This window comes from Streptomyces sp. B21-083 (assembly GCF_036898825.1).
In the GTDB taxonomy this organism is placed as follows: domain Bacteria; phylum Actinomycetota; class Actinomycetes; order Streptomycetales; family Streptomycetaceae; genus Streptomyces.
In genome coordinates this window covers 4287833-4314200 of sequence record NZ_JARUND010000001.1, presented here as the reverse complement: position 1 = coordinate 4314200, position 26368 = coordinate 4287833, and the positions used below count along the sequence as shown (strand labels likewise).

At 71.6% G+C, this 26368-nt stretch carries 21 protein-coding genes; 10 read left to right on the top strand and 11 right to left on the bottom strand.

The genetic code is table 11. From position 1 onward, the window contains the following. Positions 1-6: 6 nt before the first annotated feature. Together QA861_RS19210 and QA861_RS19205 are read right to left on the bottom strand one after the other, a co-directional pair. Entirely contained in the window at positions 7-2271 is a 2265-nt protein-coding gene (locus QA861_RS19210) for an acetate--CoA ligase family protein (RefSeq protein ID WP_334589558.1), read from the bottom strand. 148 nt (positions 2272-2419) lie between these two features. Further along, on the bottom strand, positions 2420-3595 hold the full coding sequence (locus tag QA861_RS19205; RefSeq protein WP_334589557.1) for a flavin-containing monooxygenase: 1176 nt from the start codon (positions 3593-3595) through the stop codon (positions 2420-2422). 201 nt (positions 3596-3796) lie between these two features. On the opposite strand from QA861_RS19205, the gene QA861_RS19200 reads away from it, so the two are divergent. Together QA861_RS19200 and QA861_RS19195 are read left to right on the top strand one after the other, a co-directional pair. Further along, positions 3797-4252, top strand: coding sequence for a Zn-ribbon domain-containing OB-fold protein (locus QA861_RS19200; protein WP_334589556.1), 456 nt, complete (start codon positions 3797-3799; stop codon positions 4250-4252). Continuing rightward, positions 4252-4881, top strand: coding sequence for a GNAT family N-acetyltransferase (locus QA861_RS19195; protein WP_334589555.1), 630 nt, complete (start codon positions 4252-4254; stop codon positions 4879-4881). The genes QA861_RS19200 and QA861_RS19195 overlap by 1 nt, the downstream gene beginning before the upstream one ends. Here the strand turns inward: QA861_RS19195 and QA861_RS19190 are convergent. Further along, a complete protein-coding gene (locus QA861_RS19190) occupies positions 4859-5560 on the bottom strand; it encodes a pyridoxine/pyridoxamine 5'-phosphate oxidase (RefSeq protein WP_334589554.1) in 702 nt (233 codons plus the stop codon). The genes QA861_RS19195 and QA861_RS19190 overlap by 23 nt on opposite strands. Positions 5561-5673: 113 nt before the next feature. Further along, positions 5674-7902, bottom strand: a complete 2229-nt coding sequence (gene katG / locus QA861_RS19185; protein WP_334589553.1) for a catalase/peroxidase HPI — start codon at positions 7900-7902, stop codon at positions 5674-5676. Between the two features lie 321 nt (positions 7903-8223). On the opposite strand from katG, the gene QA861_RS19180 reads away from it, so the two are divergent. Then, entirely contained in the window at positions 8224-8634 is a 411-nt protein-coding gene (locus QA861_RS19180; protein WP_006375535.1) for a Fur family transcriptional regulator, read from the top strand. 321 nt (positions 8635-8955) lie between these two features. Here QA861_RS19180 and QA861_RS19175 read toward each other — a convergent pair whose 3' ends face one another. Beyond that, the gene (locus QA861_RS19175; protein ID WP_334589552.1) at positions 8956-9366 is read right to left on the bottom strand and encodes an SbtR family transcriptional regulator; all 411 of its coding nucleotides are present in this window, start codon (positions 9364-9366) and stop codon (positions 8956-8958) included. A 70-nt stretch (positions 9367-9436) separates the two neighbouring features. Next, positions 9437-10606 (bottom strand): thiolase C-terminal domain-containing protein, encoded by a 1170-nt coding sequence (locus tag QA861_RS19170; RefSeq protein WP_334589551.1) that lies wholly within the window; start codon positions 10604-10606, stop codon positions 9437-9439. 200 nt (positions 10607-10806) lie between these two features. On the opposite strand from QA861_RS19170, the gene QA861_RS19165 reads away from it, so the two are divergent. Beyond that, the gene (locus QA861_RS19165; RefSeq protein WP_334589550.1) at positions 10807-12039 is read left to right on the top strand and encodes an acyl-CoA dehydrogenase family protein; all 1233 of its coding nucleotides are present in this window, start codon (positions 10807-10809) and stop codon (positions 12037-12039) included. Further along, the gene (locus QA861_RS19160) at positions 12039-12536 is read left to right on the top strand and encodes a nitroreductase family deazaflavin-dependent oxidoreductase (protein ID WP_334589549.1); all 498 of its coding nucleotides are present in this window, start codon (positions 12039-12041) and stop codon (positions 12534-12536) included. Before QA861_RS19165 ends, QA861_RS19160 begins: the two co-directional genes overlap by 1 nt. A gap of 127 nt (positions 12537-12663) precedes the next feature. Here the strand turns inward: QA861_RS19160 and QA861_RS19155 are convergent, their stop codons facing one another. Next, a complete protein-coding gene (locus QA861_RS19155; protein WP_334589548.1) occupies positions 12664-13311 on the bottom strand; it encodes a TetR family transcriptional regulator in 648 nt (215 codons plus the stop codon). A 145-nt stretch (positions 13312-13456) separates the two neighbouring features. Here QA861_RS19155 and kbpA point away from each other — a divergent pair, with 145 nt between their 5' ends. The 4 genes from kbpA (at position 13457) to QA861_RS19135 (ending at position 18734) form a co-directional block, all read left to right on the top strand. Next, entirely contained in the window at positions 13457-14176 is a 720-nt protein-coding gene (kbpA, locus tag QA861_RS19150) for an AfsK-binding protein KbpA (protein ID WP_334589547.1), read from the top strand. A 240-nt stretch (positions 14177-14416) separates the two neighbouring features. Further along, positions 14417-16801, top strand: coding sequence for a protein serine/threonine kinase AfsK (gene afsK, locus QA861_RS19145; protein ID WP_334589546.1), 2385 nt, complete (start codon positions 14417-14419; stop codon positions 16799-16801). 146 nt (positions 16802-16947) lie between these two features. After that, entirely contained in the window at positions 16948-17919 is a 972-nt protein-coding gene (locus QA861_RS19140; protein WP_334589545.1) for an ATP-binding cassette domain-containing protein, read from the top strand. Continuing rightward, positions 17916-18734 (top strand): ABC transporter permease, encoded by an 819-nt coding sequence (locus QA861_RS19135; protein ID WP_334589544.1) that lies wholly within the window; start codon positions 17916-17918, stop codon positions 18732-18734. The genes QA861_RS19140 and QA861_RS19135 overlap by 4 nt, the downstream gene beginning before the upstream one ends. Here the strand turns inward: QA861_RS19135 and QA861_RS19130 are convergent. Both QA861_RS19130 and QA861_RS19125 read right to left on the bottom strand, forming a co-directional pair. Beyond that, entirely contained in the window at positions 18715-21852 is a 3138-nt protein-coding gene (locus QA861_RS19130) for an ATP-binding protein (RefSeq protein WP_334589543.1), read from the bottom strand. The genes QA861_RS19135 and QA861_RS19130 overlap by 20 nt on opposite strands. Before the next feature lie 124 nt (positions 21853-21976). Beyond that, positions 21977-23107, bottom strand: a complete 1131-nt coding sequence (locus QA861_RS19125; RefSeq protein ID WP_334589542.1) for an FAD-dependent oxidoreductase — start codon at positions 23105-23107, stop codon at positions 21977-21979. Positions 23108-23236: 129 nt separating this feature from the next. Between QA861_RS19125 and QA861_RS19120 the strand changes: the two genes are divergently transcribed. Next, complete coding sequence (locus QA861_RS19120; RefSeq protein ID WP_334589541.1) at positions 23237-23926, top strand: TetR/AcrR family transcriptional regulator; 690 nt, start codon at positions 23237-23239, stop codon at positions 23924-23926. Here the strand turns inward: QA861_RS19120 and QA861_RS19115 are convergent. Both QA861_RS19115 and QA861_RS19110 read right to left on the bottom strand, forming a co-directional pair. Then, positions 23910-24023: a DUF397 domain-containing protein gene (locus tag QA861_RS19115; protein WP_334589540.1), complete on the bottom strand. Its 114-nt coding sequence runs from the start codon at positions 24021-24023 to the stop codon at positions 23910-23912. The two genes, QA861_RS19120 and QA861_RS19115, sit on opposite strands and share 17 nt — an antisense overlap. Before the next feature lie 36 nt (positions 24024-24059). Beyond that, positions 24060-26327 (bottom strand): FlgD immunoglobulin-like domain containing protein, encoded by a 2268-nt coding sequence (locus QA861_RS19110; RefSeq protein WP_334589539.1) that lies wholly within the window; start codon positions 26325-26327, stop codon positions 24060-24062. Positions 26328-26368: the final 41 nt, after the last annotated feature.

The window sequence follows — 26368 nt, the reverse complement described above, 5'->3', positions numbered from 1 at the left end:
TGGCGGCTAGAGCGGCTGCTGGTTCACGTCCTGGTCCTCCGGACCCGGCCCGCACACCGCCAGCGCGTCCAGCGCCACCGCCCCCTGCCCCCTGGGCAGCACCATCAGCGGGTTGATGTCCAGCTCCGCCAGCTCGTCCCCGAGTTCCAGCGCCATCCGCTGCACCCGCATGACGACCTCGACGAGCGCGTCCAGGTCGGCCGGGGGGCGCCCCCGGACCCCGTCCAGCAGGGCCCGCCCGCGCAGCTCGGTCAGCATGTCCCGCGCCTGCACCTCACCGAAGGGCGGCACGCGTACGGCGGTGTCCTGGAGCACCTCCACGAGCACGCCGCCGAGCCCCACGGTCACCGTCGGGCCGAACAGGTCGTCGTGCGTGACACCGACGACCATCTCGACGCCCCGCTCGACCATCTGGCACACGAGTACGCCGTCCAGGTCCACGCCCTCGTAGCGGGCGATGTCGGTCAGCTCGCGGTAGGCGTCGCGGACCTGGCTGGCCGAGGTCAGCCCGATCTTCACCAGCCCGAGTTCCGTCTTGTGCGCGATCTGGCCGCCCGACGCCTTCATCACCACCGGGTAGCCCACCAGCCCCGCCGCCCGGACGGCCGCCGCGGCGCTGGTCACCAACTGCTCGCGCGGCACCCGGATTCCGTACGCCCGCAGCAGCAGCTTGGCCGCGTGCTCGCTCAGCGCCTCGCCCGGCCGCATCAGCGCCCGCGCCTTGCGGAAACTGGGCGACGGGGTGCGTGGTGCCTCGTCGAAGGGGGAGCGGTAGGAGGCGGTGAACCGGGCGTGGTCGAGGTGGGCGCGCACGGCGGTCACACAGTTCGCGAAGGTACGGAAGGTGGCCACCCGGGAGGAGCCGAGCAGCGTCTCCCGGTACGCCGACTCCGTGCCGACCGGCGATCCCCAGATCACGCACACCAGCTTGTCCGTCTGCTCGGCCGCGTCCACGAGATCCCGCGCGAGCTTGTCGCTCATCGGGGGGAAGGGGCCGGTGATCGGACAGACCAGGACGCCCACCGCCGGGTCGGCGAGGATCGCGTCGATGATCTTCCGGCCGCGCCAGTCGCCGACCGGATGCCCGCCGCTGTCGACCGGGTTGGCCACGTTCAGGTAGTCCGGTATCCACTCGTGCAGCTCGGCCTGCTTGCCGGCGGACAGCTGCGGCAGGTTCAGTCCGGCCTCGGTCGCCAGGTCCGCGAAGTGCGCCCCCGTGCCGCCCGAGATCGAATAGACGGCGACCCCGTCGGCGAGCGGCCGGCGGGCCCGGGCCAACAGGGCTGAGGTGTCCTGGAGTTGGTCGAGTCCGTCGACGCGGATCACTCCGTACTGCCGCATCGCCGCGTCCACCACCCTGTCGGCGCCGGTCAGTTTGCCGGTGTGGGAGGCGGCGGTGCGGGCGCCGGTCTCGGTGCGGCCCACCTTGACCGCGACCACGGGGACTCCGCGCCGGGCGGCCCGGTCGGCGGCGAGGAGGAAGGCGCGGCCGTCCTTCAGGCCCTCGACGTAGCAGGCGATGGCGCCCACCTCGGGGCGCTCCGAGAAGTAGGAGATGAAGTCGGCGGTCTCCAGATCGGCCTCGTTGCCGGTGGGGGCCCAGTGGGAGAGGCGGATGCCGAGTTCCTGGAGGGCGAAGACGGGGCGGCCCTGGTGGCCGGACTGGGTGATCAGGGCGATCGCGGGGCCGTCGAGGTCCTCGCGGAAGTTCTCGAACGCGTTGAGGTTGGTGTTCGGGCCGAGCAGCCGCAGGCCGGAGCGGCGGACGGCGTCGGCCAGCCGGGCCTGTGCCTCGGCGCCCGCCTCGCCCGTCTCCGCGAACCCGGAGGCGAAGGCGACGGCGAACCGCACCTTGGCCTCGGCGAGCTGCTCGACCACGGGAAGGGGGTCGGCGACCAGGAGCACGGCGAGATCGATCTGCTCGGGCAGGTCGGCGACGGAAGGGAAGCAGGGTATGCCGAAGACGGCCTCGCGGGTCGGATGCACCGGGTGCAGCCGGGCTCCGACGCGCTCGGCCCACGCCAGCAACTGCCGGGTGATACCGGTGTTCGGCCGCCCCTCGGTGTCCGAGGCGCCGATCACCGCCAGGGACTCGGGCCGGAAGAACCGGTCGAGATCAGGTACGCCGGCGTACAGGGGCCGGCCGCTGACGTCGAGATCGTCGACATCCGCGGGCCTGCCGTGCACGACAGGCGAGGGCTGCTCGCCGCAGGCGATGACCCGGGCCCGGCGGGAGTCGGTGGTGAAGGTGCCGTGGGTTGATCCAAGCATCGGTCCGCCCGCTCCTGTGTGACAGCCAATTAACTGACGCAGTGTCAGGTTACTGAACTGACACTCCGTCAGGAACCGGCGTGCGAGGAACTTCTTGGGCTGACGGTCCGGGCGGCACCTTCCAAGGGGCGTATGGGGAGTGGGGGGCCTACTTCGCCGCGACGGACTGCTGCCGCGCGATCGCCTTGGCGATGCGCACGGCGTCGATGGCCATTTCCCGGAACATTCCGCTGATGGGGTTGGTGTAGCCGCTGAAAAAGAGGCCCGGCGCGTTCTTCGGGGTGCGGGGGCCGTGGACGACGGGCTTGCCGCGGGCGTCGAGCACGTTGAGGTGGCCGACGAGGGACTCCAGGCCCCGGAAATATCCGGTGGCGGCGATGACGGCGTCCGGCTCGATGTGCTCACCGTCGGCGAGGACGATCTTCCCGTCCTCGAACCTCTCGACGGCGGCCACGATCTCGACGCGCCCCTTCCGTACGGCGTCGATGAGGCCGACGTCCTGGACGGGGATGGAGCCTTCGGTCACCCGTGAGTACAGGCCGGTGTCGGGGCGGGGCAGCCCGTGGCCGGACAGGTCGGGCACGCTGAGCTTGGCCATCGGTCCGGCGAGCCGGTCGACGAGGCGCACCGGCAGCCGTCGTACGACGATGCCGGTGAACTGGGCCGCCCAGCCGGCCGTGGACCGCCGCACGATGTGCGGGGCGGTCCGGACGGACAGCCGTACGCGTGAAGCGCCGCCCTCCATCAGGTCGACGGCGATCTCGGCACCGGTGTTGCCGATCCCGACGACGAGGACGTCGCGGCCGGCGTAGGGGGCCGGGTTGCGGTACTGGGCGGCGTGCAGCAGCTCGCCGCCGTAGGTGTCGCGCCCGGGCCACTCGGGGATCCGGGGGGTGTGGTTGGTCCCCGTGGCGACGACGACCGCGCTGCCGGTCAGCTCGCGCCCGCCGGTGGCGTGCAGCAGCCAGCCGGTGCCGTCGGCGGTCCGCTCGACCCGGGACACCTCGACGCCGGTGACGACCTCCAGCTTGTGGAACTCGGCGTACTTCTCCAGGTACCGGACCACGTCGTCCCGGGCCACCCACCGCCCGAAGGAACGCGGCATCGCCAGTCCCGGCAGCGAGGACAGCCGCCGGGTGGTGTGCAGGTGCAGTCGGTCGTAGTGGCGCCGCCAGGACGACCCGACCTGATCACCCCGCTCCAGCACGACGGCCCGAACACCCTGGGCCCGCAGCGCGTAGGCGACGGCGAGACCGCCTGGTCCACCGCCGATGACGTACACGGGGGCGGCGGGGGACGGTGGCGGTGTCGGTGAGTCGGCCATGTGCCTGAGCGTATTCACATGCTCACTTGTTAGGTCTCGGTCAAGACCGGAATTGGTTGCGGATTGATCACGGCTGTGGGGGATATGGGCGGGGCCGGTGGGGCAGAGGGCCTGGTTGCGAGGGTGCGGTGAGGGCATACTGAGCTGACGTGACGGACTGACGCACCGTCAGATCCGGGTGGTCGGCAGGGGGCCGTGGACATGGATGCGGACACAGGCACGGACCGGGGCCGGTTCGACATACCCGAGGTGGACGCCTTCACGCGGCCCTACTGGGACGCCGCGGCCGAGGGGCGGCTGCTGGTGCGGCGTTGTGGGGGATGTGGGCGTGCTCATCACTATCCGCGGGAGTTCTGCCCGCACTGCTGGAGCGAGGACGTGGCGTGGGAGACCGCGAGCGGGCTGGCCACGCTCTACACCTGGTCCGTCGTGTACCGGAACGACCTGCCGCCCTTCGGGGAGCGCACGCCGTACGTGGCCGCCGTCGTCGACCTCGACGAGGGGCCGCGGATGATGACGGAGGTGGTGGGGGAGGCGCCGGGCGTCCTGGAGGCGTTGCGGGTCGGGATGGGGCTGGAGGTGGCTTTTCGGGAGGGTGTGCCGGTATTCCGGCCGAGGGGTGGGAGTCGTACAGCCATACGGGCTTCAATGGGGTGATGGCCCACATTCATGAGCGGTCCCACGCCCACCCCGTGCCCGAGTTTCCCGAACTGCTCGGCCAGGGACTCCGGCTGCGGCAGTGGCGCGCGGACCAGGACACCGACGTCGACGCGTGGCTGCGCGGGCTGACCGACCCGGACTTCCAGCGGTGGAACACCCCGATGAAGCCGGTCACCGACCTCGACAGCGCCCGGGACTCCCTCGGCACCCGCTCCGGGACCGCGCCGGACGGCACCCGGGTGTCCTTCTGCGTCACGGACGTCGTCACCGGCGCGATACTCGGCCACCTCGGCGTCAACGACATCGACCCCTTCATACGGGTCGCCCGCGTCGGCTACTGGGTCCTCCCCGAGGCCCGCGGCAAGCGCGTGGCCACCCGCGCTCTGGCTCTCGGCGCGCGCTGGGCCTTCGACAGCCTCGGCCTCAACCGCCTCGAACTCGGTCACGCCATCGGCCACGACGCCTCCTGCCGCGTCGCCGAACGCTGCGGATTCCGGTACGAGGGAACCCTGCGAGGTGCGATGTTCGAGGAACGGCGCCAGGACACGTTCCGGGACATCCACCTGCACGGGCGGATCGCCCAGGACCCCGAGCCGGCTCCGCCTACGGCCAGAGCAGCTCCCTGAGCCAGCTCGCAGGCGAACCCGCTTCCGTACGGCGGTACTTGAGGCGTACGTGGCGGCGCTGGGCGTCTCCCTGGAAGAACTCGGCCTCGTCGGGGCGCAGTCGGTACAGGGTCCAGGTCGGGGCGGGGGCGGTCGGTTCGCGCTGCGCCCGCTCCCAGGCCTCCTGGGAAGTGCGCTCCAACTCGGCCAGCGAGCCCAGTACTTCGCTCTGGCGGCCGGTCAGCGCGGCGGCCAGTGCTCCCGTCGAGCGGGCGTGCAGGTCGGCCTGTGCCTCGGGCGAGGGGGCGGACTCGACAGGGCCCCGCAGCCGGATCTGGCGGCCGAGGGCGGGCCAGTAGAAGTGGAGTGCCGCGTAGGGGTGTGCCGCGAGTTGGCGTCCCTTGCTGCTTCCGGAGTGCGAGGCGAAGGTCCAGCCGTCGGCGTCCGCGCCGTGCAGCATCACGGTGCGTACGTCCGGCAAACCGTCCGCGTCCGACGTGGCCAGGGACATGGTGTGCGGCTCGGGCTGCCCGGCGGCGACCGCTTCCGCGAACCAGGTGGTGAAGAGGGGGAGCGGGTCGGCGGGGGCGGACTCCGGGTCGAAGGCCGGCAGCGTGGTGACCTCAGGCGACCACACCCGCAGCGTCCTGAGCAGGTCGTGGAGATCCGGTTCCGGCCGCGCGGAAGAAGAAGGTGCCATGGGACGAGTATCGGTGAGGGCGTGTCCGTGTCCACGAAAACGTCCAGGCCGACCCGTACGGGCCGGCCTGGACGCTGTCACTCGGTTACTCGGTCACTCGGCTGAGCGGTGGATCAGACGAGGTCGAAGCGGTCCGCGTTCGACACCTTCACCCACGCCTTGACGAAGTCCTTGACGAACTTCTCCTTGGCGTCGTCGCTCGCGTAGACCTCCGCGACCGCGCGCAGCTCGGAGTTGGAGCCGAAGACCAGGTCGGCACGCGTGCCGGTCCACTTGACCTGGCCCGAGGCGTCGCGGCCCTCGAAGGTGTTCTGGTCCTCGGACGTGGCCGTCCACTCCGTACCCAGCTCCAGCAGGTTGACGAAGAAGTCGTTCGTCAGCTTGCCGGGGGTGTCGGTGAAGACGCCGTGCGAGGAGCCCTGGTGGTTCGCGCCGAGGACGCGCAGGCCGCCGACGAGGACGGTCAGCTCGGGGGCGCTCAGGCCCAGCAGGTTCGCCTTGTCGAGCAGCAGGTACTCGGCGGGCAGGCGGTTGCCCTTGCCGAGGTAGTTGCGGAACCCGTCGGCGGTCGGCTCCAGGGCGGCGAAGGACTCGACGTCCGTCTGCTCCTGCGTCGCGTCCACCCGGCCCGGCGTGAAGGGGACCTCGATGTCGAAGCCGGCGTCCTTGGCCGCCTTCTCGACGCCCGCGGCACCCGCGAGGACGATCACGTCGGCCAGCGAGACCTGCTTGGCGCCGGACTGCGCGGCGTTGAAGGACGACTGCACGCCCTCCAGGGTGCGCAGCACCGTGGCGAGCTCGTCCGGGTTGTTGACCTCCCAGCCGGCCTGCGGCTGGAGGCGGAGCCGGGCACCGTTGGCGCCGCCGCGCTTGTCGCTGCCGCGGAACGAGGACGTGGCCGCCCAGGTGGTGGAGACCAGCTGGGACACCGTGAGGCCGGAGGCGAGGATCTGCGCCTTGAGGGCGGAGACATCGGCGGCGTCGACGAGCTCGTGCGTCACCGCGGGGAGCGGGTCCTGCCACAGCAGCGTCTCGGAGGGGACCTCGGGGCCGAGGTAGCGGACGACGGGGCCCAGGTCACGGTGGGTGAGCTTGAACCAGGCGCGGGCGAAGGCGTCCGCGAACTGGTCCGGGTTCTCGTAGAAGCGACGGGAGATCTCCGCGTACGCCGGGTCGAACCGGAGTGCGAGGTCGGTCGTCAGCATCATCGGGGGCTTGGACTTCGACGCGTCGTGGGCGTCCGGGATGGTGCCCGCACCGGCACCGTCCTTGGCGACCCACTGGTTGGCGCCGGCGGGGCTGGTGGTCAGCTCGTAGTCGTACTCGAAGAGGTTCTTGAAGAACCCGTGGCTCCACTGGGCCGGCGTGCTCGTCCAGGTGACCTCAAGGCCACTGGTGATCGCGTCGCCGCCCTTGCCGGTGCCGTACGTGCTCTTCCAGCCGAAGCCCTGCTGCTCGATCGGCGCGGCCTCGGGGTCGTCGCCGACGGCGTCGGCCGGACCGGCGCCGTGGGTCTTGCCGAAGGTGTGGCCACCGGCGATGAGGGCGACGGTCTCCTCGTCGTTCATCGCCATACGGCGGAACGTCTCGCGGATGTCGCGGGCCGAGGCGAGCGGGTCCGGGTTGCCGTTGGGGCCCTCCGGGTTGACGTAGATGAGGCCCATCTGGACGGCGCCGAGGGGCTCCTCCAGCTCACGGTCGCCGGTGTAGCGCTCGTCGTCGAGCCAGACCTTCTCGGGACCCCAGTACACGTCCTCGTCGGGCTCCCAGACGTCCGCGCGTCCGCCGCCGAAGCCGAAGGTCTCGAAGCCCATCGACTCCAGGGCCACGTTGCCCGCGAGGATCATGAGGTCGGCCCAGGAGAGGTTCTGGCCGTACTTCTTCTTGACCGGCCACAGCAGACGGCGGGCCTTGTCCAGGTTGCCGTTGTCCGGCCAGCTGTTCAGGGGGGCGAAGCGCTGCTGACCGGCGCCGCCGCCGCCGCGGCCGTCGCTGATGCGGTAGGTGCCGGCGCTGTGCCAGGCCATCCGGATCATGAACGGGCCGTAGTGCCCGAAGTCGGCCGGCCACCAGTCCTTCGAGTCGGTCAGCACCTCGGCGATGTCCTGCTTGACGGCAGGGAGGTCGAGGGTCTGGAACGCGGCGGCGTAGTCGAACTCCTCGCCGAGCGGGTTCGAGACGGCCGGGTTCTTCGCGAGGATCTTCAGGTTCAGACGCTCGGGCCACCACTGGCGGTTGCCGCCGCCCTGGGTCGGGTGCGCGGCGCGCGTGTGCGCGACCGGGCAGCCGCCCGTGCCCTCGGTTTTCGCGTCGGTGACGATCGCGTCATGGTTCTCAGACATGGGAATCCTTCCGGACGGGGCAGATCTCGGTACCGCTCACGAACTGCGTGCTCACGATCTTCGTGCTCAGGAACTGGGGGGTGGGGTGGGGGGACGGTCGGGCACGTGGAGGAGGTCACACACGCCGTCACGTCTCACTGTCTCCTGCGTATGCCGTACTGGAGTCTCTTCCTGTCCCTCGGATCCCTTGGCCATCGCCGTAAGCGATCCTACAATGGACAAGGTCCAAGTCAAGAAGTGTGACAAATCCATATCCTATCGGAACCCGGACGTCCACTGGTAAAATCCGTGTATTCCACCGAACCTGAATAGGTGAACAACATGAGCGACCTGCTGGAGCGACTGCGTGGACGCGGCTGGCGGATGACTTCCCAGCGGCGTGTCGTTGCGGAGGTCCTCGACGGCGAACACGTCCATTACACGGCCGACGAAGTGCACGCCCGCGCGGCCCAGCGGCTGCCGGAGATCTCCCGGGCGACCGTCTACAACACCCTGGGCGAGCTGGTCTCCCTCGGGGAGGTCATAGAGGTCGCCACGGACGGCCGCGCCAAGCGCTACGACCCGAACGCGCACCACCCGCACCACCACCTGATCTGCTCCAACTGCGGCACGATCAGGGACGTCCACCCCACCGGCAACCCACTCGCGGACCTCCCCGCGGAGGAGCGCTTCGGCTTCACGGTGTCCCAGGTGGAAGTCACCTACCGAGGGCTGTGCGGGGCCTGCGCCTAGCGCGCCAGCACCCTGCCGCCGCCCCTACCCCCGGCGGTCCTGCCCCTGACCTCTGGTCCTGCTCCTGACCCCGGGCCTGCCCTGACCCCGGGCCTGCTCCTGAGCCCGGGCCTGCCTCTACGTCCTGTTCCTACCTCCGGGCCTGCCCTGACCCCGGGCCTGCCCTGACCCCGGGCCTGCCCTGACCCCGGGCCTGCCCTGACCCCGGGCCGGGCCTGCCTTTACGCTTGCTCCTGCCTCCGGGGCTGCTCCTGTCTCCGGACCTGCTCCTGACCCCGGGCCTGCCCTGAGCCCGGTCCCGCCCTGAGCCCGGGCCTGCCTTTACGCCTGCTCCTGCCTCCGGGGTTGCCCCTGCCTTCGGGGCTGCCCCTGAGCCCGGGCCTGCCTCTGCCCCGGGTCCGGTCCCGTCCGCAGTTCGTCGCACAGCTTCGCCAGCGCCAGGCGCGGGTCGGTTGTCGCGTTCGCCCGGTGCGGGGCCAGCAGGATGCCCGACAGGATCGCCATCAGGTCCGCGATGCCGATGTCGGCGCGGATCGTGCCGACGGACCGGGCGCGGGTCAGCAGGTGGCCGATCACGTGGTGGAGGTCGGTGGAGGTCGCGTCGACCGGCGCCCGGACCTCGGAGCCCGCGTGGGCGATCGCGTCGAGCAGGTCCGCCTTCGTCACCGCGTCGGTCACCAGCCCGTCGAGGACCGTGAACAGGGCCGCGCCCGGATCGTCGGCGTGGCGCATCGCCGACGTCCTGCCGGCGGACGAGGTCCCGAGCCGCGCGTGTGACGGTACGGAACGCCGGCAGCCCCCCTCACCCCCGGCCCAGCACCACCGTCGCGGACGAGCAGAACCAGCCCCCGGTGCCGGAGGCCACCCCGAGTTCCGGCAGGCCTCCCGCAGCCGTACGGACCTGTCGTGCGCCCCCGTCCCCGCGCAACTGCCGCACCGCCTCCACCAGCAGGAACAGGCCCCGCATTCCCGGGTGCTGGGCAGAGAGCCCGCCTCCGTCCGTGTTGACCGGCAGCTCGCCGCCCGCCACCCTCAGTCGGCCTTTCGCGGCGTCCACGAACTCCCCGCCCTCGCCCTTCCCGCAGAAGCCGAGGTCCTCCAGCGTCACCAGCGTCATATAGGTGAACGCGTCGTAGATCTCCGCGAAGTCGATCTCGGACGGCCGAACTCCCGCCCGCTCGAAGGCGATCCGCCCGCTCACCGCCGCCGGGGACACCGTGAAGTCGGGCCACTCCGACATGCTCACGTGGGAGACGTGCTCGCCGGTGCCGAGGATCCACACCGGCCGCGTACGGCAGTCCCGTACGAACTCCTCTGCCACCAGCAGCACCGCCGCGCCCCCGTCCGAGCGCAGGCAGCAGTGGAGTTTGGTGAAGGGGTCAGCGATCACCGGGCCGTCGAGCACCTCGTCGACGGTGATCGGCGTCCGGAACATCGCCTCCGGGTTCAGTGCCGCGTTCGCCCTCGCCTGGACCGCCACCGACGCCAACTGCTCGATCGTCGTGCCGTATTCGTGCATGTGACGGCGTGCCGCCATCGCGTACTTGGCGATGAGTGTGTGGCCGTAGGGGACCTCGAACTGCAGGGGTCCGCGCGCGCCGAAGGAGAGGTTCCCGGTCCGGCGGCCCGCCTTGACGTCCGCGCGGGCCGTGGAGCCGTAGACGAGGAGTACGGCGTTCGCGTGGCCCGCCGCTATCGCGTCCGCCGCGTGCGCCGTCATGACCTCCCAGGTCGAGCCGCCGACCGAGGTGGAGTCGACCCAGGTGGGGCGCAGACCGAGGTATTCGGCCACCTCGGCGGGGGCCAGCGTGCCGAGGCCCGCGGACGCGAAACCGTCCACCACCTCCCGGTCGAGCCCCGAGTCCGCCAGTGCCCGCCGGGCGGCCTGCGCGTGCAGCGCGTACGGGGTGACGTCGTCCACCCGGCCGCAGTCCGACAGGGCCACCCCGACGATCGCGACCTTACGGCTCACGTCTGTCCTCCCGTCGTCCGTCGTCCGTCGTCCGCCGATCAGCCGTCCGCCTGTTCGCCGTCGACTCGGCATGGATCCGCTCGGCACGAATCTGACGGTATATCAGCTCAGGCTCTGTGCGGCAGGGTGCGTCCGCCCTAATATGACGAACCGTCAGATCCGGCTGGACGGGCGCCGCGGACGCCCAGGAGGGGCAGGTCATGGACGCCCGTTTCACCCCCGAGCAGGACCACATCCGCCGTACCCTTCGCGAGCTGCTGCACAAGCGGTGCGCGCCCGGCGACGTACGGGCCGCCGTCGACACCCCCGCCGGGTACGACCCCGCCCTCTGGGCAGCCCTCGCCGGCGACCTCGGTCTGCCCGGCCTCGCCCTCCCGGAGGCGCACGGCGGTGTCGGCGGCACCACGACCGAACTCGCCCTGGCAGCAGAGGAGTTGGGGCGGTCCCTGGCGCCCTCTCCGCTGCTCGCGACCGCCGTGCTGGCCGCCCCTCTCATCACCGCCCTCGGCACCCCCGCCCAGCGCGCCGACCTCCTCCCACGCATCGCCTCCGGTGCCCTGACCGCCACGCTCGCTGCCCCTGGCACCGCACTGGCCGCCGTGCTCTCCCTCAACGGCGAACCCGACCGCGACTGGGCCGGGGGAGGGCGGGCCGGAGGGGTGCAGGCGGCCCGGAAGGACGTGGGCTGGCGGCTGTACGGGCAGGTGGGGCAGGTTCTCGACGGACACAGCGCCGGGCTCCTTCTCGTCGCCGCCCATGCCGGTGGATACGCCCGTTCACGCACCCTTCTCTTCCTTGTCCCCGGTGACGCGCCGGGCCTCGTCCGCACCCGGCAGACCTCTCTCGACGCCACCCGACCGCAGGCGCGCCTCGAACTTCGGGACGTACCGGCTGAGTTGCTGGGCGACGAGGAGGGGGGAGGGGGCGATGCGGGCGCCGACCTCGCCCACACCCTCACTCACGCCGTCACACAGGCCCTCACCCTCGTCGGAGACGTCGCCGCCACCGTGCTCGCCGCCGAGGCTGTCGGGGCCGCCGACCGGATCCTGGAGCTGACCGTCGAACACGCCTTGCGGCGCGTGCAGTTCGGGCGGGCGATCGGGTCGTTCCAGGCCGTCAAGCACCGGCTCGCCGATGTGTACGTCCAGGTCCAGGCGGCCCGCTCGGCCGCGTACTACGCTGCCTGGGCAACTGCCCACGAGGACGAGCGGGTTGGCGGGCTCGCCCTCGCCCAGGCCCTCGACTCCCTCCGTACGGCCGCCGCCGAGGGCATCCAGCTGCACGGCGGTATCGGCTTCACCTGGGAGCACGAGGCCCAGTTGTACTTCAAGCGCGCCGCCGGCGACGAGCTGCTGTTCGGGCCGGTGCACCGGCTCCGGGCGCACGCGGCCGAGGCCGCGCGGCTCTTCGATACCAAAGAGGTGGCGTTCTGATGCCTGTGAAAACGGCGGGGGTCGTGAAGGCGGTCCAGACGATGTCCTCGACCCGGGCCTTCGCGCGGATCGCCCCGCACGTCGTCCCCGCGCTCGACCGTGCCGTCCACCGGCTGACCAGGGGCAAGGTGCTGCTCAGCGCCCAGCTGCTGCCCGGGGTGGTGCTCACCGTCCGCGGGGCGAAGAGCGGGCTGCCACGGCACACCCCGCTCGCCTGTATGCCGGAGGAGGCGGGGAAGGACTCCAACCACAGCTGGCTGCTCATCGGGTCCAACTTCGGGCGCACCGGTCACCCCGCCTGGACCGCCAACCTCCTCGCCCATCCGGACGCCGAGGTCAGCTGGAAAGGGGAGGACGTCCCGGTCACGGCCCGGCTGCTGGCCGGCGAGGAACGGGACGCGGCCTGGAAGGCGCTGCTGGCGTTCTGGCCGCCGTACGCGACCTATCAGGCGCGGGTCGAACGGGAGATACGGATCTTCCGGATCGTACGGCGCTGAGTACCGCGCGGCGCTGAGCAACTTGTCGCCGGTGCGCGACAGGCGGTGGTTCACCGTAGTGAACCACCGCCTGTGTGACAGGACTTGGACCTGCTGAGGCCGCGGAACCTGGGAAAGTGGAATGCGGCTATTTCGTCGGCTTCTTGCCGGTCACGCCCAGGTGGACCAACTGGGCCAGGTTCGGCCTCAGTTCGGCCTGTTTCACACCCCAGCTCTGGAAGCCCTTCTGGTGTGAGGCCACCGCCGCGAGCATCGCGACGAGGGAGCCTGCCATCGCGGCGGGGTTGACGTCCTTGTCGACCCTGCCCTTGGCCTGGAGCTCGGTGACTGTGTCCGTAAGGGAGTTGGTCACGGAGTTGAGGATCTTCATGCGGATCTTGTAGAACCGCTTGTCGCCCTCGGCGGCGCCCAGATCGACGACCCTGAGGATCGCGTCGTTCTTCCGCCAGAACTCCAGGAACCCGTCGACGAGTTCCTGGGAGGTCTGCCAGCCGGCCTTTCCGACCCAGGACCGGCCCGCGAGCAGCTGGGTCAACCCGGCGCCCTCGGTGGCCATTTGCTCGGCGATCTCCAGGACGGCGCCTTCGACGTCCGGGAAGTACTGGTAGAAGGTGGCGGGTGAAGTCCCCGCCTTCCGGGCGACATCGATGACTTTGACGTCCCGGTAAGGGGAGGAGCTGAGCATCTCGCTGAGGCAGTCGAGCAGCTTCTGCCGGGTCGCCTGCCCACGCCGACCCGCCACTCGGCCGTCGACGGTACGCACTTGTCCTGTCATGCCGTCAGCTTACCGAGGGGTGATCGGAGCGCGATTCGGCCGACTGCAAATGGGGTGCGCGGGAGGTACGAGGGCGGTGAGAGGCGGCTGTGCCTGGTCCCGCGCCTGCTCTGCGGGATGCGTGAAGGACCGTTAACTTGACGGTATGGCCGAAAACAGGGCATCCGCCCGCACAGAGGGCGTCCCCTGCTGGGTGGACGCCCAGCTGCCCGACGTCGAGGCGGGCAAGCGCTTCTACGGTGAGCTCTTCGGGTGGGCCTTCCAGGAGAAGGAGGGCCTCACGCGGGCCCTGCGCGACGGCGAGCCCGTCGCCTCCCTCGCCCACAAGGCCGACGGCCGGATGCCCACCGTGTGGACGGTGTACTTCGCCAGCCCGTACGTCCACGCTCTCGTCGCGCGGATCCACGCGGCCGGCGGACAGGTGATCACCGCGCCGGTTCCCTTGGGCGAACTGGGGACCATGGCACTGGCCGCCGACCCCGAGGGGGCCGTGTTCGGCCTCTGGCAGCCCGGTACGCACCCCGGTTTCGGCCGCCGCCACGAGCCCGGCACCTTCGCCTGGGCCGAGCTGTACGCCCGGGACACGGCCGTCGCCAACACCTTCTACGGCAACCTCTTCCACGAGGCGCTCTTCGGACCCGAAGCGGCCCCCGACTTCGGCCGGGCCGCCGTCTCGGAAGTGTTCCCGGCCGAGATGCCGCCGCATTTCCTGGTCCACTTCGCCGTCGAGGACATGGCGGAGGCGCTCGGGACGGTGAACCGGATCGGCGGCCGGGTCCAGGTGCCGCCCTTCGACACTTCGTACGGGAATGTGGCGGTCGTCACGGACAATCAGGGAGCGTCGTTCGCACTCCTCCGAAAATGAGCGGCCAGCGGCTGTCATGAACCGCCAGGAACGGGCGCGAGCCGTCGTCAGAGCGTCCGCGTGAAGGTGTTTCGCAGCGGTTTGGGTGGAGACATCCCGTTTCGGACGCGAGTTCGCAACCTGTGCCCCGGCCAGGAAGAATCGGGGTGCGTGCCGCCAACGCGGTGGCGGTGGTGAGACGCTGCACGGGGTCGCGTACATATGTAGGTGACGCGGCTCGTACGGGGAGGTGGCAGGCAAGTGGTGGATCAGCTGACGCAGCACGATCCGCGGCGGATCGGGCCGTTCGAGGTGCTGGGACGGCTGGGTGCCGGCGGCATGGGGCTGGTCTATCTCGCGCGCTCGGCCTCGGGCCGGCGGGTGGCGATCAAGACGGTCCGGACGGAACTCGCCGAGGACCAGCTGTTCCGGGTCCGCTTCACCCGTGAGGTGGAGGCGGCGCGGGCCGTCTCCGGCTTCTACACGGCCGCCGTCGTCGACGCCGATCCGCGCGCCGCCGTGCCGTGGCTGGCCACCGCGTACGTGCCCGCGCCCTCCCTCGAAGAGATAGTGAACGAGTGCGGGCCGATGCCGGCCCAGGCGGTGCGCTGGTTCGCGGCGGGGGTCGCGGAGGCGCTGCAGTCCATCCACGGCGCCGGGCTCGTCCACCGAGACCTGAAGCCGTCGAACGTCCTGGTGGTCGAGGACGGCCCCCGGGTCATCGACTTCGGTATCGCGTCCGGCGTCTCGAACACCCGTTTGACGATGACGAACGTCGCCGTCGGTACGCCCGCCTACATGTCCCCCGAGCAGGCGAAGGACTCGCGGAGCGTGACCGGCGCCAGCGACGTGTTCTCGCTCGGCTCGATGCTGGTCTTCGCGGCCACCGGCCACGCCCCCTTCCACGGCGCGAACCCGGTCGAGACGGTCTTCATGCTGCTGCGCGAGGGCCCGGACCTCGAAGGCCTGCCGGACGAACTGCGCCCCCTCATCGAGTCCTGTATGCAGATGGAGGCGACCAACCGGCCCAACCCCGCCGACCTCCAGGCGCAGCTGGCCCCCCATCTGTACGGCTCCGGCTCCGACGACAGCGGTACGGCCTCCGCATGGCTGCCCGAACGGGCGACGAACCTCATCGAACAGCGCCGGGGAGGCCGCCCGGCGGCGAAGCCGCAGTCCTCCGGTGGCCGCAGCGGCGGCAGGCTGGCGATCCCGCCGCCGCCCTCGCACGACCCGGCGCCCGGTTTCGGACGCGGCCCGGGACCCGGTCCCGTACCGGGGCCGATGCCGTCCGCGCTGCCCACCGGAGCGCCCGACACCGGCCCCGTACGGCTGGCCGGCGCGCCCGTGCCCATCGGTCCCGGTCCGCGCGTCGTCGACGCCCGAGCCGCCGCCGTCCAGGCGCCTCCGCCGGAGTCCGGCCTCGTCGCGTCCTGGTCGCGCCCCCGCCCCGGCGTCAACGGCGCCGACCCCAACCCCGTCCCGGTCGCGCCGCAGCTGCCCCCGGAGTCGCCCGCGGGCTGGCGCCCCTGGCGTTTCCGTATGTCGAACGACGTCTGGGGGACCCCGGCCGTCGCCGGTGACCTGGTCTACGTCACCTCCTTCGAGGTGCACGCCCTGGACGTGATGACGGGCCGCCGCCGCTTCAAGACGAGGGACGTCGCCTGGTCGATGGCGGTCGCGGACGGCCGTATCCACGCCTCCGACGGCCCGACCCTGTTCGCGCTCGACGCCCGCGAGGGCATGGACCTGTGGCGCCTGTCCACCGACGCCTGGGTGTACTCCCTGAAGGCCGACCGGGGCACCGTCGTCACCGGTACGCGCGGCGGCGGCGTCCAGGGCTGGGACGCGGCGACCGGCCAGAAACTGTGGGAGCACACCGGCGCCCAGACGGACTTCGAGTCCCCGGAGGCCGGCCCGCACATCCACGAGGGCACGGTCTTCGTCTGGCAGGAGGGGCGACTGCGCGCCCTGGACGCCCGTACGGGTGACGAGCGCTGGTCCTACCCGATCGGCGACGCCGCCTCCTGCGGCGGAGTCCCGGTACGGCTGACCCCCGGCCCCGACGGCCAGGTGTACGTGTCCGCCGGCACCCGGGTCCTGGCGATCGACGTCGCCGCCGGCCACGTCCGCTGGCACTTCGAGGCCCCGGCCGTGTTCCTCTCGCCGCCCACCTTCGCGCCCGGCCCGGCGGTCACGGGCGGCGGTGTCTACCTCGCCGACTACCTCGGCACGGTCTACGCCCTCGACGCGGCGGACGGCCGGGACCGGTGGCGGATCGCGACCGAGTCGCGCGCGTCGATCGAACCCGTACTGGTCGCCGCGGGGCACGTGCACGTCGGCAGCGGCAAGGGCCTCTACACGCTCGACGCGGTCACCGGTACCCCCAAATGGCGCTTCCAGGCGGGCGGCGACATCGTCGGCGCCCCGGCGGTGGCCGAGGGCCGCATCCACTTCGGCTCCACGGACCACCTCCTGTACACCCTGAAGGCCGACGACGGCCGCCTCAGATGGAAACTGGCGACCGGCGGCGAGATCACCGGCGCCCCGGTGGTCAAGGACGGCGTGGTGTACGCGTGCAGCAAGGACCGGTGCGTGTACGCGCTGGACGCGGAGAAGGGGACGGGGACGGCGCGGACCGGGTGAGTTCGCTGCGGGTCCGTGGGGGCTTGTCGCGCAGTTCCCCGCGCCCCTGTGGGGCGCCCCTGCGGGGCGGCCCCACACCGCCGGTTCCAGGGGGCTGAAACCGTCGTGAAACCGCGCTGAATGCGGCCTGCCGCAATCTCCTCGGCATGACCACAACGACATCGCACTCACTCGCCATCGCGGCCAAGGGGCTGCGGAAGGCCTACGGGGACAAGACGGTCCTCGACGGCATCGACCTGGCGGTACCGGCCGGCACGGTCTTCTCCCTCCTGGGCCCGAACGGCGCCGGCAAGACCACCGCCGTCAAGATCCTCTCCACCCTCGTCACCGCCGACGCCGGCGAACTGAGCGTCGGCGGCCACGACCTGGCCACCGACCCGCAGGCCGTGCGCGCCGCGATCGGCGTCACCGGCCAGTTCTCCGCCGTCGACGGCCTGATCACCGGCGAGGAGAACATGCTCCTCATGGCGGACCTGCACCACCTGCCCAGGCAGGAGGGACGACGTTCCGCCGCCGAACTCCTTGAGCGCTTCGACCTCACCGAGGCCGCGAAGAAGCCCGCCTCCACCTACTCCGGTGGCATGAAGCGCCGCCTCGACCTCGCCATGACGCTGGTCGGCGACCCGCGGATCATCTTCCTCGACGAGCCGACCACCGGCCTCGACCCCCGCAGCCGCCACAACATGTGGGGCATCATCCGCGGGCTCGTCGCCGACGGGGTGACCGTCTTCCTCACCACCCAGTATCTGGAGGAGGCCGACGAACTCGCCGACCGTATCGCGGTGTTGAACGACGGCGGGATCGCCGCCGAGGGCACCGCCGGCGAGCTGAAGCGGCTCGTCCCCGGCGGTCACGTCCGGCTCCGCTTCACCGACCCGGGCGCCTACCGGTCCGCCGCCGTCGCGCTGCGCGAAGTCACCACGGACGACGAGGCGTTGGCACTGCAGATCCCCAGCGACGGCAGCCAGCGCGAGCTGCGTTCCATCCTCGACTGGCTGGACTCGGCCGGCGTCGAGGCGGACGAGCTGACCGTGCACACCCCCGACCTCGACGACGTGTTCTTCGCCCTGACCGGCGGAGCCAAGGTCCCCAACCAGCCCAAGGAGAACGTCCGATGAGCACTGTCCAGCTTCCCGCCCGCCCGTCCCGTTTCTCCCTCGCCGTCCGCGACTCCACCACGATGCTGCGCCGCAACCTGCTGCACGTACGGCGCTACCCGTCCATGACACTGAACCTGCTGCTCACGCCGATCATGCTGCTGCTGCTCTTCGTCTACATCTTCGGATCCGCGATGAGCGCGGGCATCGGTGACGGCGGCGGGGGCCGCTCCGCCTACATCGCCTATATCGTTCCGGGCCTGCTGGTGATGACCATCGGCAGCACCGTGATCGGGGCCGCGATCTCTGTCTGCATGGACATGAACGAGGGTCTCATCGCCCGCTTCCGCACCATGGCGGTCTACCGCGGGTCGGTGCTCGTCGGGCACGTACTCGGCAGTGTGCTCCAGGTGCTCGCCAGCCTGATCCTCGTAGGTGTGGTCGCCGTGGCCATCGGCTTCCGGTCCACGGACGCCACGGCCCTGGAGTGGCTCGCGGCGATCGGACTTCTCGCGCTGTTCGCCCTGGCGCTCACCTGGATCGCGGTCGGGATGGGCATGGCCAGCCCGAACCCCGAGGCCGCCAGCAACATGGCGACGCCGCTGATCCTCCTCCCCCTCATCTCCTCCGCCTTCACCCCGGCCGACACGATGCCGGGATGGTTCCAGCCGATCGCCGAGTACCAGCCCTTCACCCCGGTCATCGAGACCCTGCGCGGACTCCTCCTCGGCACCGAGATCGGCAACAACGGCTGGATGGCGATCGCCTGGTGCGTAGGCCTGACCGTCCTCGGCTACCGCTGGTCGATGACACAGTTCAACCGCGACCCGAAGTAGCCGCCATGACGGCGCGGGCGGCCTCCCGCAACTCGTCCCGCCCCAGGGCGGCGTACTCCGACACCGCGTCGGCGTACGCCGCCCTGGTCCCGTTCCCGGCCGCCTCGACCGCTTTGCGCGCGCGGTCCGTCGACATCGTCGGCTGGTAGTCGCGCAGCACCCGCAGCCGTTCGGCCAGCGCGATCATCCGCGCGGCGGAGGCGTCGCCGGACGTGAGCCCCGCCATGCCGAGGGCGTACAGCACCGTCCCGAGCAGCGGCAGCTCCATGGGCCGGGACGGACCGGCGAGCAGGGTCCGCAGCCCCTGCCGCAACCCGTCGACCAGCTCCGCGACCAGTTCGAGACGGTCGGCGTGGGCGTGCGCCGTCACCGCCGTCGACTGGAGCTGCAGCGTCCACCGGTCGAGGAACGGATCACCGTCGTACATCGCGCCGGCGCCGGCCACCCCCTCCACGGCACCGCGCCACAGGCCGAGCCCGACCTCCGTCAGCCCACGGGCGAGAGCGAGTTCGGCGCGCGCGCCGAGGTCGGAGCTCTCGGAGCCGTCCGGCTGCGGGGTGCTGACGGCCTCGGCCTGCCGCAGCCAGTACTCGGCCTCGTCGGGGTCGCCGCGATGCAGACAGGCGAGGACGAGACCCCCTCGGACGCCGATGGCGTCATGCTCGTCGCCGAGCCGCGGCAGCACCGCGAGCGCCGCCCTGAGATGCGTGTACGCGGCCTCGCCCTGCTCCGTCCGCAGGCACAGCTCGCTCAGCCGGGCATGGCCCAGAACCTGCAGGAACGGGTTGTCGACCGGCGCCAGCGCGGTGACGATCCGGCGAGCCGAGGCGAGCGCGCGGTCGATGTCGTGCTCGTACTCCCAGACGTAGGTGGCGACGCACTCGGCGATACCGGCGAGCAACGGCTGCTCGCTGTCACAGAGCCCTTGTAGCACGTCGTAATCGGGAGGCTGCATCTCGGGCATCGCCCTCAACACCACCGCGATGGCCCGCACCAGCGTGTCCGGCGGGGTCGGCGGCAGCCGCCGGAGGGTGACCAACTGGCGTACGGCGGCGGGCCCGTAGCCCATGAACAGGCTCGCCGTGGACAACACCGCGGCGGCGCGGGCGACTTCGACGTACTCGGGCTCTGGGCGGTAGTGCGACAGCGGCGGGCCGGTGTCCGCGGCGAGGGCGGCGAGGCGCCGGTAGTTGGAGCCGGTCGACCACAGGGCGGTGAGAACGGCGGTGATGGCGGCGATCGTGGAGCCGTCCGTACGGGCCAGGGCATGCCGCAGGGCCAGCACGAGGTTGTCCTGCTCGGCCCTGGTCCGCGCCCCGGCGGCCAGCGGCTCCGGACCGAAGTACCAGTCGTGGTACGCCACCCCGAAGTCCCTTGCCCAGCCCAGGAATCGGCGGACGGCCTCCTCTTCCTCGCCCGCCTCCGCCCGCCGGGCCGCGCTGAACTCCCGTACGGTCTCCAGCATCCGGAACCGCACACCGGTCGGGGTGTCGGCGACGGTGACCAGCGACTGGTCGGCCAGCTGCTCCAGGAGGAGCAACGCGTCCTCCCCGAGGACCTGTTCGGCCGCCTCGCCCGAGAAGCCGCCGGGGAACACGGACAGGAAACGCAGTGCGGCCCTTGCCTCCTCGGCGAGGAGGTTCCAGCTCCAGTCCACGACCGCGTGCAGCGTGCGGTGCCGCTCCGGCGCGTCTCGCGCCCCGCCGCGCAGCAGCGCGAACCGGTCGCCGAGGCGGCGGGCGATCTCCGGCACCGACAGCACCCGTACGCGGGCGGCGGCCAGTTCCACGGCGAGCGGCAGTCCGTCGAGGTGGCGGCACAGCCCGGCCACCGCGTCCGGCGGCAGCTCCACACCCGGCCGGGCGGCGCGGGCCCGCTGGGTGAACAGCTCGATGGAGGTGCCGAGTTCGAGCTCCGGCAGCGCGTACACCGCCTCCGACGTCAGGCCGAGGGGGGCCCGGCTGGTGGCGAGCACCCGTAGGTCCTTCGAGGCCGAGACCAGGGCCCGTACGAGGTCGGCGCTGCCCCGGACGACCTGCTCGCAGTTGTCCAGGACCAGCAGCGCGGGCCCGGAGCCGAGCACGCCGAGGATTCCGGGCACCGGTTCGTGGCTGCCCATGGGGCCGGGCCGCCCCTCGCCCGCGCCGAGCGCGGAGGCCACCTCCGTGGCCACGTCCGCGTCGGCGGTGACACCGGCGAGCGGCACGAAGTACACCACGCGCTGTTCGGCGCGGCGGCTGACGGCGTGCGCGAGCCGGGTCTTGCCGAGACCGCCGGGACCGGCGACGGTGACGGCGCGGGAGGTACGCAACAGCCGCTCGACCTCGGCGATGTCCTCGGCCCGCCCGAGCAGCGGGTTCGGTTCGTGCGGCACCCCGTGCCGGACGGCCGGCGCCTCACCGGACAGCAACTCCTGCTGTACGGACTTGAGTTGCGCTCCCGGGTCCGTACCGAGCGTGTCGCGCAGCTCCCTCCGGTAGGCCTCGTACCGGGTCAGCGCGGCGGACGGACCGGCCGACGCCGCCTCGGCGCGCAGCAGTTCGGCGAGCACCTCCTCGTCGCGCGGATGCTCCGAGGCGGCCACGGCCAGCGGACCGGCGGCCTCCGCGTGCCGCCCCAGCCGGGCGAGCGCGAGGGCCTGTGCGCGCACGAGGGCGTCGCGGACGGGGGCCCGCTCGGCGCGCAGCGCGGCCACGGGGTCGCCGGAGTCACCGTCCCGGTCGGCCGGAGTGCCCTCCCACAGAGCCAGCCCGGCCTCGGCGGCGGCCAGCGCCCCCGCGTGGTCCCCGGCCCTGGCCCGCTGACCGCTGGCTGCGGCGTGCAGCAGCAGGGCGGAGCTGTCGACCTGGTCCTCGGTGAGGGCGAGCCGGTATCCGGTCGGCGTGCTCGCGAGGACGTCGGCGTCCAGCTGCGCCCGCGCCCGGGACACGAGAACCTGCAGCGCCTTGCCCGGCCGCTCCGGCAACTCCTCCGGCCACAGCCCGGCCACCAGCCGCTCGGTGCTGCAGCCGGTACGCAGGTCGCCGGCGAGCAGCGCGAGAAGGGCACGCAGCCGGGGCGCGGTGACCTCCTGCCCGCGATAGGCGACGCGGGGGAGGAGGGTCAGGTCGGTGGGCATGCGTGCAGCGTAGCCAAGGGGTCGGCCACCTGAACTCCCGCCGCAGGAGGGGGTGTCGGGCTGTCGGGTTGGCGCGCCGTCGGGTTGGCGGGCTGACGGGTCGGGCGGTTGGTGGGCTGTCGGGTCACGCGTGCCCGCCGAACAGGTTGATCAGACCGTGGGGGGTGTCTTCCCCGTAGAGCAGCTCGTGCATCCGGGCACCGTCGGCCGCCGCTTCGGCGCTACGGGGGAACATGGCCTGCTCGTACGCGGTGAGCGCGGTCTCGGTGTCGTCGGGGTGGGTGGCGAGGAACCGGGCGAGTTCGGCGCCGTCGTACATGGCCAGGTTGGCGCCCTCGCCGTTCGGGATCGAGAGGTGGGCGGCGTCGCCGATCAGGGTCACCCCCGGCACCCGGTCCCAACGGTGGCCGACCGGCAGGGTGTTGAGGGTGCGCAAGACCGGCGTGGTCTCGCCTTCGGTGATCAGCGCGGTGAGTTCCGGTGCCCAGCCGTCGAACTCCTGCGCGATACGTGCGGTGGCCGCGGCGGAGTCGGTGAGATCGATGTCCGCGAACCAGTCCCGCGGCTCGTTGAGCATCACGTAGGTGTGCAGGGTGCCGCCGCGCTCCCGGTGGGCGCCGAGGCCCTTGCCCGGTGTGAGCGCGTACATCGCCCCGCCGCCGACCGTCTTCGCCTGGGCGGGGTGCCGGGTGTCGCTGTCGAACAGGTAGGTCTCGACGTACGACATGCCGGTGTACTCGGGTGTCGCGTCGGAGAGCAGCGGCCGGACGCGGGACCACGCGCCGTCCGCGCCGACGAGCAGGCTCGCGGTGACGGAGGTGCCGTCGGCGAAGGTCACCTCGTGGCTGCCGTCGCCGAGGGTGCGGGTGCCGCTGACCTTGTGTCCCCACCGGACGGTGCCGGCCGGGAGCGAGTCGAGCAGCAGCTGCCGCAGTTCGCCGCGCTGCACCTCGGGGCGGCTACCCGTGCCGTCGTCGTCCTGTTCGAAGAGGACGGTGCCGTCCCGGTCGAGGATCCGCGTCGCCTCGCGGCCCTCCAGGACGAGGTCCCGGAACTCGTCGAACAGCCCGGCGGCCTTGAGGGCGCGCTGCCCGTCGTGCTCGTGGATGTCGAGCATCCCGCCCTGGGTGCGGGCGGTCGGGGAAGGCTCGGCCTCGTAGACCGTCGCGGGGATGCCGTGGACGTGGAGGACCCGGGCGAGGGTCAGCCCGCCGAGTCCGGCGCCGATGATCGTGACGTGGGTGTCGGTGGTCATGGTTGGCTCCTGATCCCTTGAACGGAACTGGCTGGAACGCCGTTCCAGTGCGTTCGGGTGCAAGACTGGAACGCCGTTCCAGAGTTGTCAAGCTGGAACGGCGTTCCAGGCGTGTGTCAGGATGTCCGCATGGCTGCTGCAACCAGGGCGCGTCGTCCGGAGCGACGCGAGGAACCGCTCTCGCGGGAGCGCATCGTCGAGGCGGCGATCGAACTTCTCGACGAGGCCGGCGAGGGTGGGCTCACGTTCCGCGCGCTGGCCCAGCGCCTCTCAACGGGGCCCGGGGCGATCTACTGGCATGTCACGGGCAAGGACGAGCTTCTCGGCGCCGCCACCGATGCCGTCGTCGGCGGCGCCATGACCGCGGCCGGGGACGCCGCCGAAGCCGACGCGACGCCGCAGGAGGCGGTCCGTGCCCTCGCGCTCGGCGTGTTCGACGCGATCGACGTCCACCCGTGGATCGGAGCACAGCTCGCCCGCGCCCCGGCGCAGTCGCCGCTGCTGCGGGTCTTCGAGCACCTCGGACGCCAGGTCCAGGCACTCGGGGTGCCCCACGCCGCCCAGTTCACCGCCGCGTCGGCGCTCCTGAACTACATCCTCGGCGTGGGCGGCCAGAACGCGGCCAACGCCCGCCATCACCGGCCGGGCGCGTCCCGGACCGAGTTCCTGGGCGCGGTCTCGGACTCCTGGGCGAACCTCGACGCAGAGGAGTACGCGTTCACGCGGGGCGTCGCGGACCAACTACGGGATCACGACGACCGGGAGGAGTTCCTGGCGGGCATCGACCTGGTCGTCGCGGGGATCACCGCTCGGTGGTGAAGTGCCGCCAGGCGGTGGGGGAGAGGTGGAGTACGGGGGCGCCGGGGGGTGTCTTTGAGTCGCGGACGGTGACGAGGGTGGCGTCTCCTCCGTCCATCGGCTGACCCGACGGACGGAGGAGACGCCGCGCCGCCTACGACCGCACCGCGACCGAACCCTTCACGGTCACGGACCGGCCCACGTGGTCGGCCGGCGGTGCGGTCAGGGTCCAGCGGTATGTCCCCGTGGGGACCTTCTTGCCGCCCGGGCCGGTGCCGTCCCACGTCGCGGAGATCTTGCCCGCGGCCCGACCGCCGGTGAGGGTACGAACGGTCTTTCCGCTCGCGGCGGAGACGAACGTCAGCTTCCAGCTCGCCGCCGGCTTCGACAGGTTCCACACCCCCGTGTACTTGCTGCCGGCCGCGCGCAGATCCACGCGGGCGGGGCTGTCGGTCGCGATGACGGCAAGGGGAGAGGTGGTCACGCGCGGCCAGTTGACCGTCACGTCCCCCGCCTCGGTGAGGTAGGCCATGGGGCCGCCGAACCGGTCCACGGCCCAGAACCGCCTACGCCGGTCGGCGGGTTCGCCCACCTGGTTCGTCAACGGAGCCAGGTCGCTGGTGCCCACGCGCGCGGCCGGAACCGCGCCGGGGAAGTAGGTGATACTCAGCCTGGCCGCCGCGTCGTTCTGGCTGACGAGGTAACCGTCGGCCAGTTGCGCGTAGCCGGACGGCACCTTGATCACGCGCTTCGTGGTGCGGTCGTAGACACCGGCCTTCTTGGTGGGACCGCAGGACCAGTAGATCCACCGGCCCACCACCTGGATCTCCGGGGGTACGCAAGGGGCGCCCACGGACACGGCGGAGCCGAGCGCCTTCATCGACGGCAGGGACACCGCGGTGACGGTGCCGCTCCTGGTGCCCGCGCTCCACAATTGGCTGCCCCAGAGGGAAGCCGCGTGCCAACGGTCGGTGGGGCTCAGCGCCTTGGTCCCGTCGAGGACGTACTGGGACCAAGGGTCGGGGCGCTGAACGCTGTACCTGCCGGATGCCGTCAGCGTGGGTGCGTAGTTGGTCTGGGGAGTCCGCACCACGTCGCCTTCGCCGTTGCCGACCAGCCGCAGGCACTGCCCGGTGCACTGTTCGTCATACGGGAAGCCGTCGCCCACCGGGGGGTGATATCCGAGGTCGCCGACGTTCCGCGGGGGCGTGGCGTTGAGCCTGCCACTTGCCGTCAGCGACAGGGAGGAGCCGGAAAGATACGTGTCCGCGCGGGAGTGGTCGCCCGGTAGGTGCAGTGTGCCGACCCGGAGTTGTCCCTGGTCGACCGCGACACCGCCCACGTCGTACGTGGTCTGCCGGGGCAGCGGTACGAATACGCCGACGACCGGGGTCCCGTCGGCGCCGAGGGTGATGCGCCGAACCGCCCAGTCGTCCGGGCCCGTGCCGCCCACGGTGTAGACGGCGCCGTCCGCACCTGCGACAGGGGTGTGGCTGTCGGCCTGCGGCAGCAGGGTGCGGGCCGCGCCGCCCGCGGCAGGCTGGGCCACGAGCTTGTCTTCGCCATCCGGGTATATCGCCCAGTTGTCCAGCAACGCCAAATTGACGGTGGAATCCACCTTGAGCGGGGTTCGGGGCCCGTCCGGATGGGCGCGGTCGACGAGGTAGAACTTGAAATCCGAGTCGAAGTTGCCCGCGTACAGAACCGTGGTGGCGCTGAGCGACACCAGGGGCGACGTGGAGGCGTCCTCGTCGGGCACCACGGTCAGGCGGCGGGTCGCGAAGTCCAGCAGCGTCTGGATGCCGGACGAGCCTACTCCGAAGCTGATCGCCGCTCCGCGGGCGTCCAGCCGGACATTGGTGACGGTTCCCGGCAGGTCGTCCGGGACACCCGCCACCGGCCGGTCGACCGGCCGGCCACCGGCCGCGGGGATCTCCAGCAGATGCAGCGTCCACTTGCCCGCTGTCTTCCGCAGCGTCAGCAGGCGGTTCTCGGTGACCACCGTGGTGACGGTGTCGCCGGCCGGCAGATCGAACTGAACTACCTTGCCGGTGTCGTAGTTCCGGATCCGGTAGGTGAGGGTTTTGCCGACCCGCTCCAGGCCGAAGCGGCCATTGACGGCCCACATGTTGTTGCCGTTAGGGGGCTCGAGAACGACGGGCCCGGGCAGGCCGTTCACGTATGTACCGTTCGGCCGCTCCCATGTGTACGCCGCCGATGGGCTGTTCCCGGTGTTGTAGGACAGGATGCCGGCAGCATCGGCGCTGACCGGTGCCGCCGGCTTCGTCAGCGGTCCCGGTTGCCCCTTGAGGGTGACCGACGGCTTCCCCGCGCGGTGCGCGACCGCAGCCGTCCCCGGCCCGCTTCCAGCCTCCGCCGACGGCATCAGCCCCGCCCCGAGCGCCAGGACCGTCAACGCCAAAACAGCCCCTGAACCGGCCTTTCGCCGTCCTCGCTGACGTC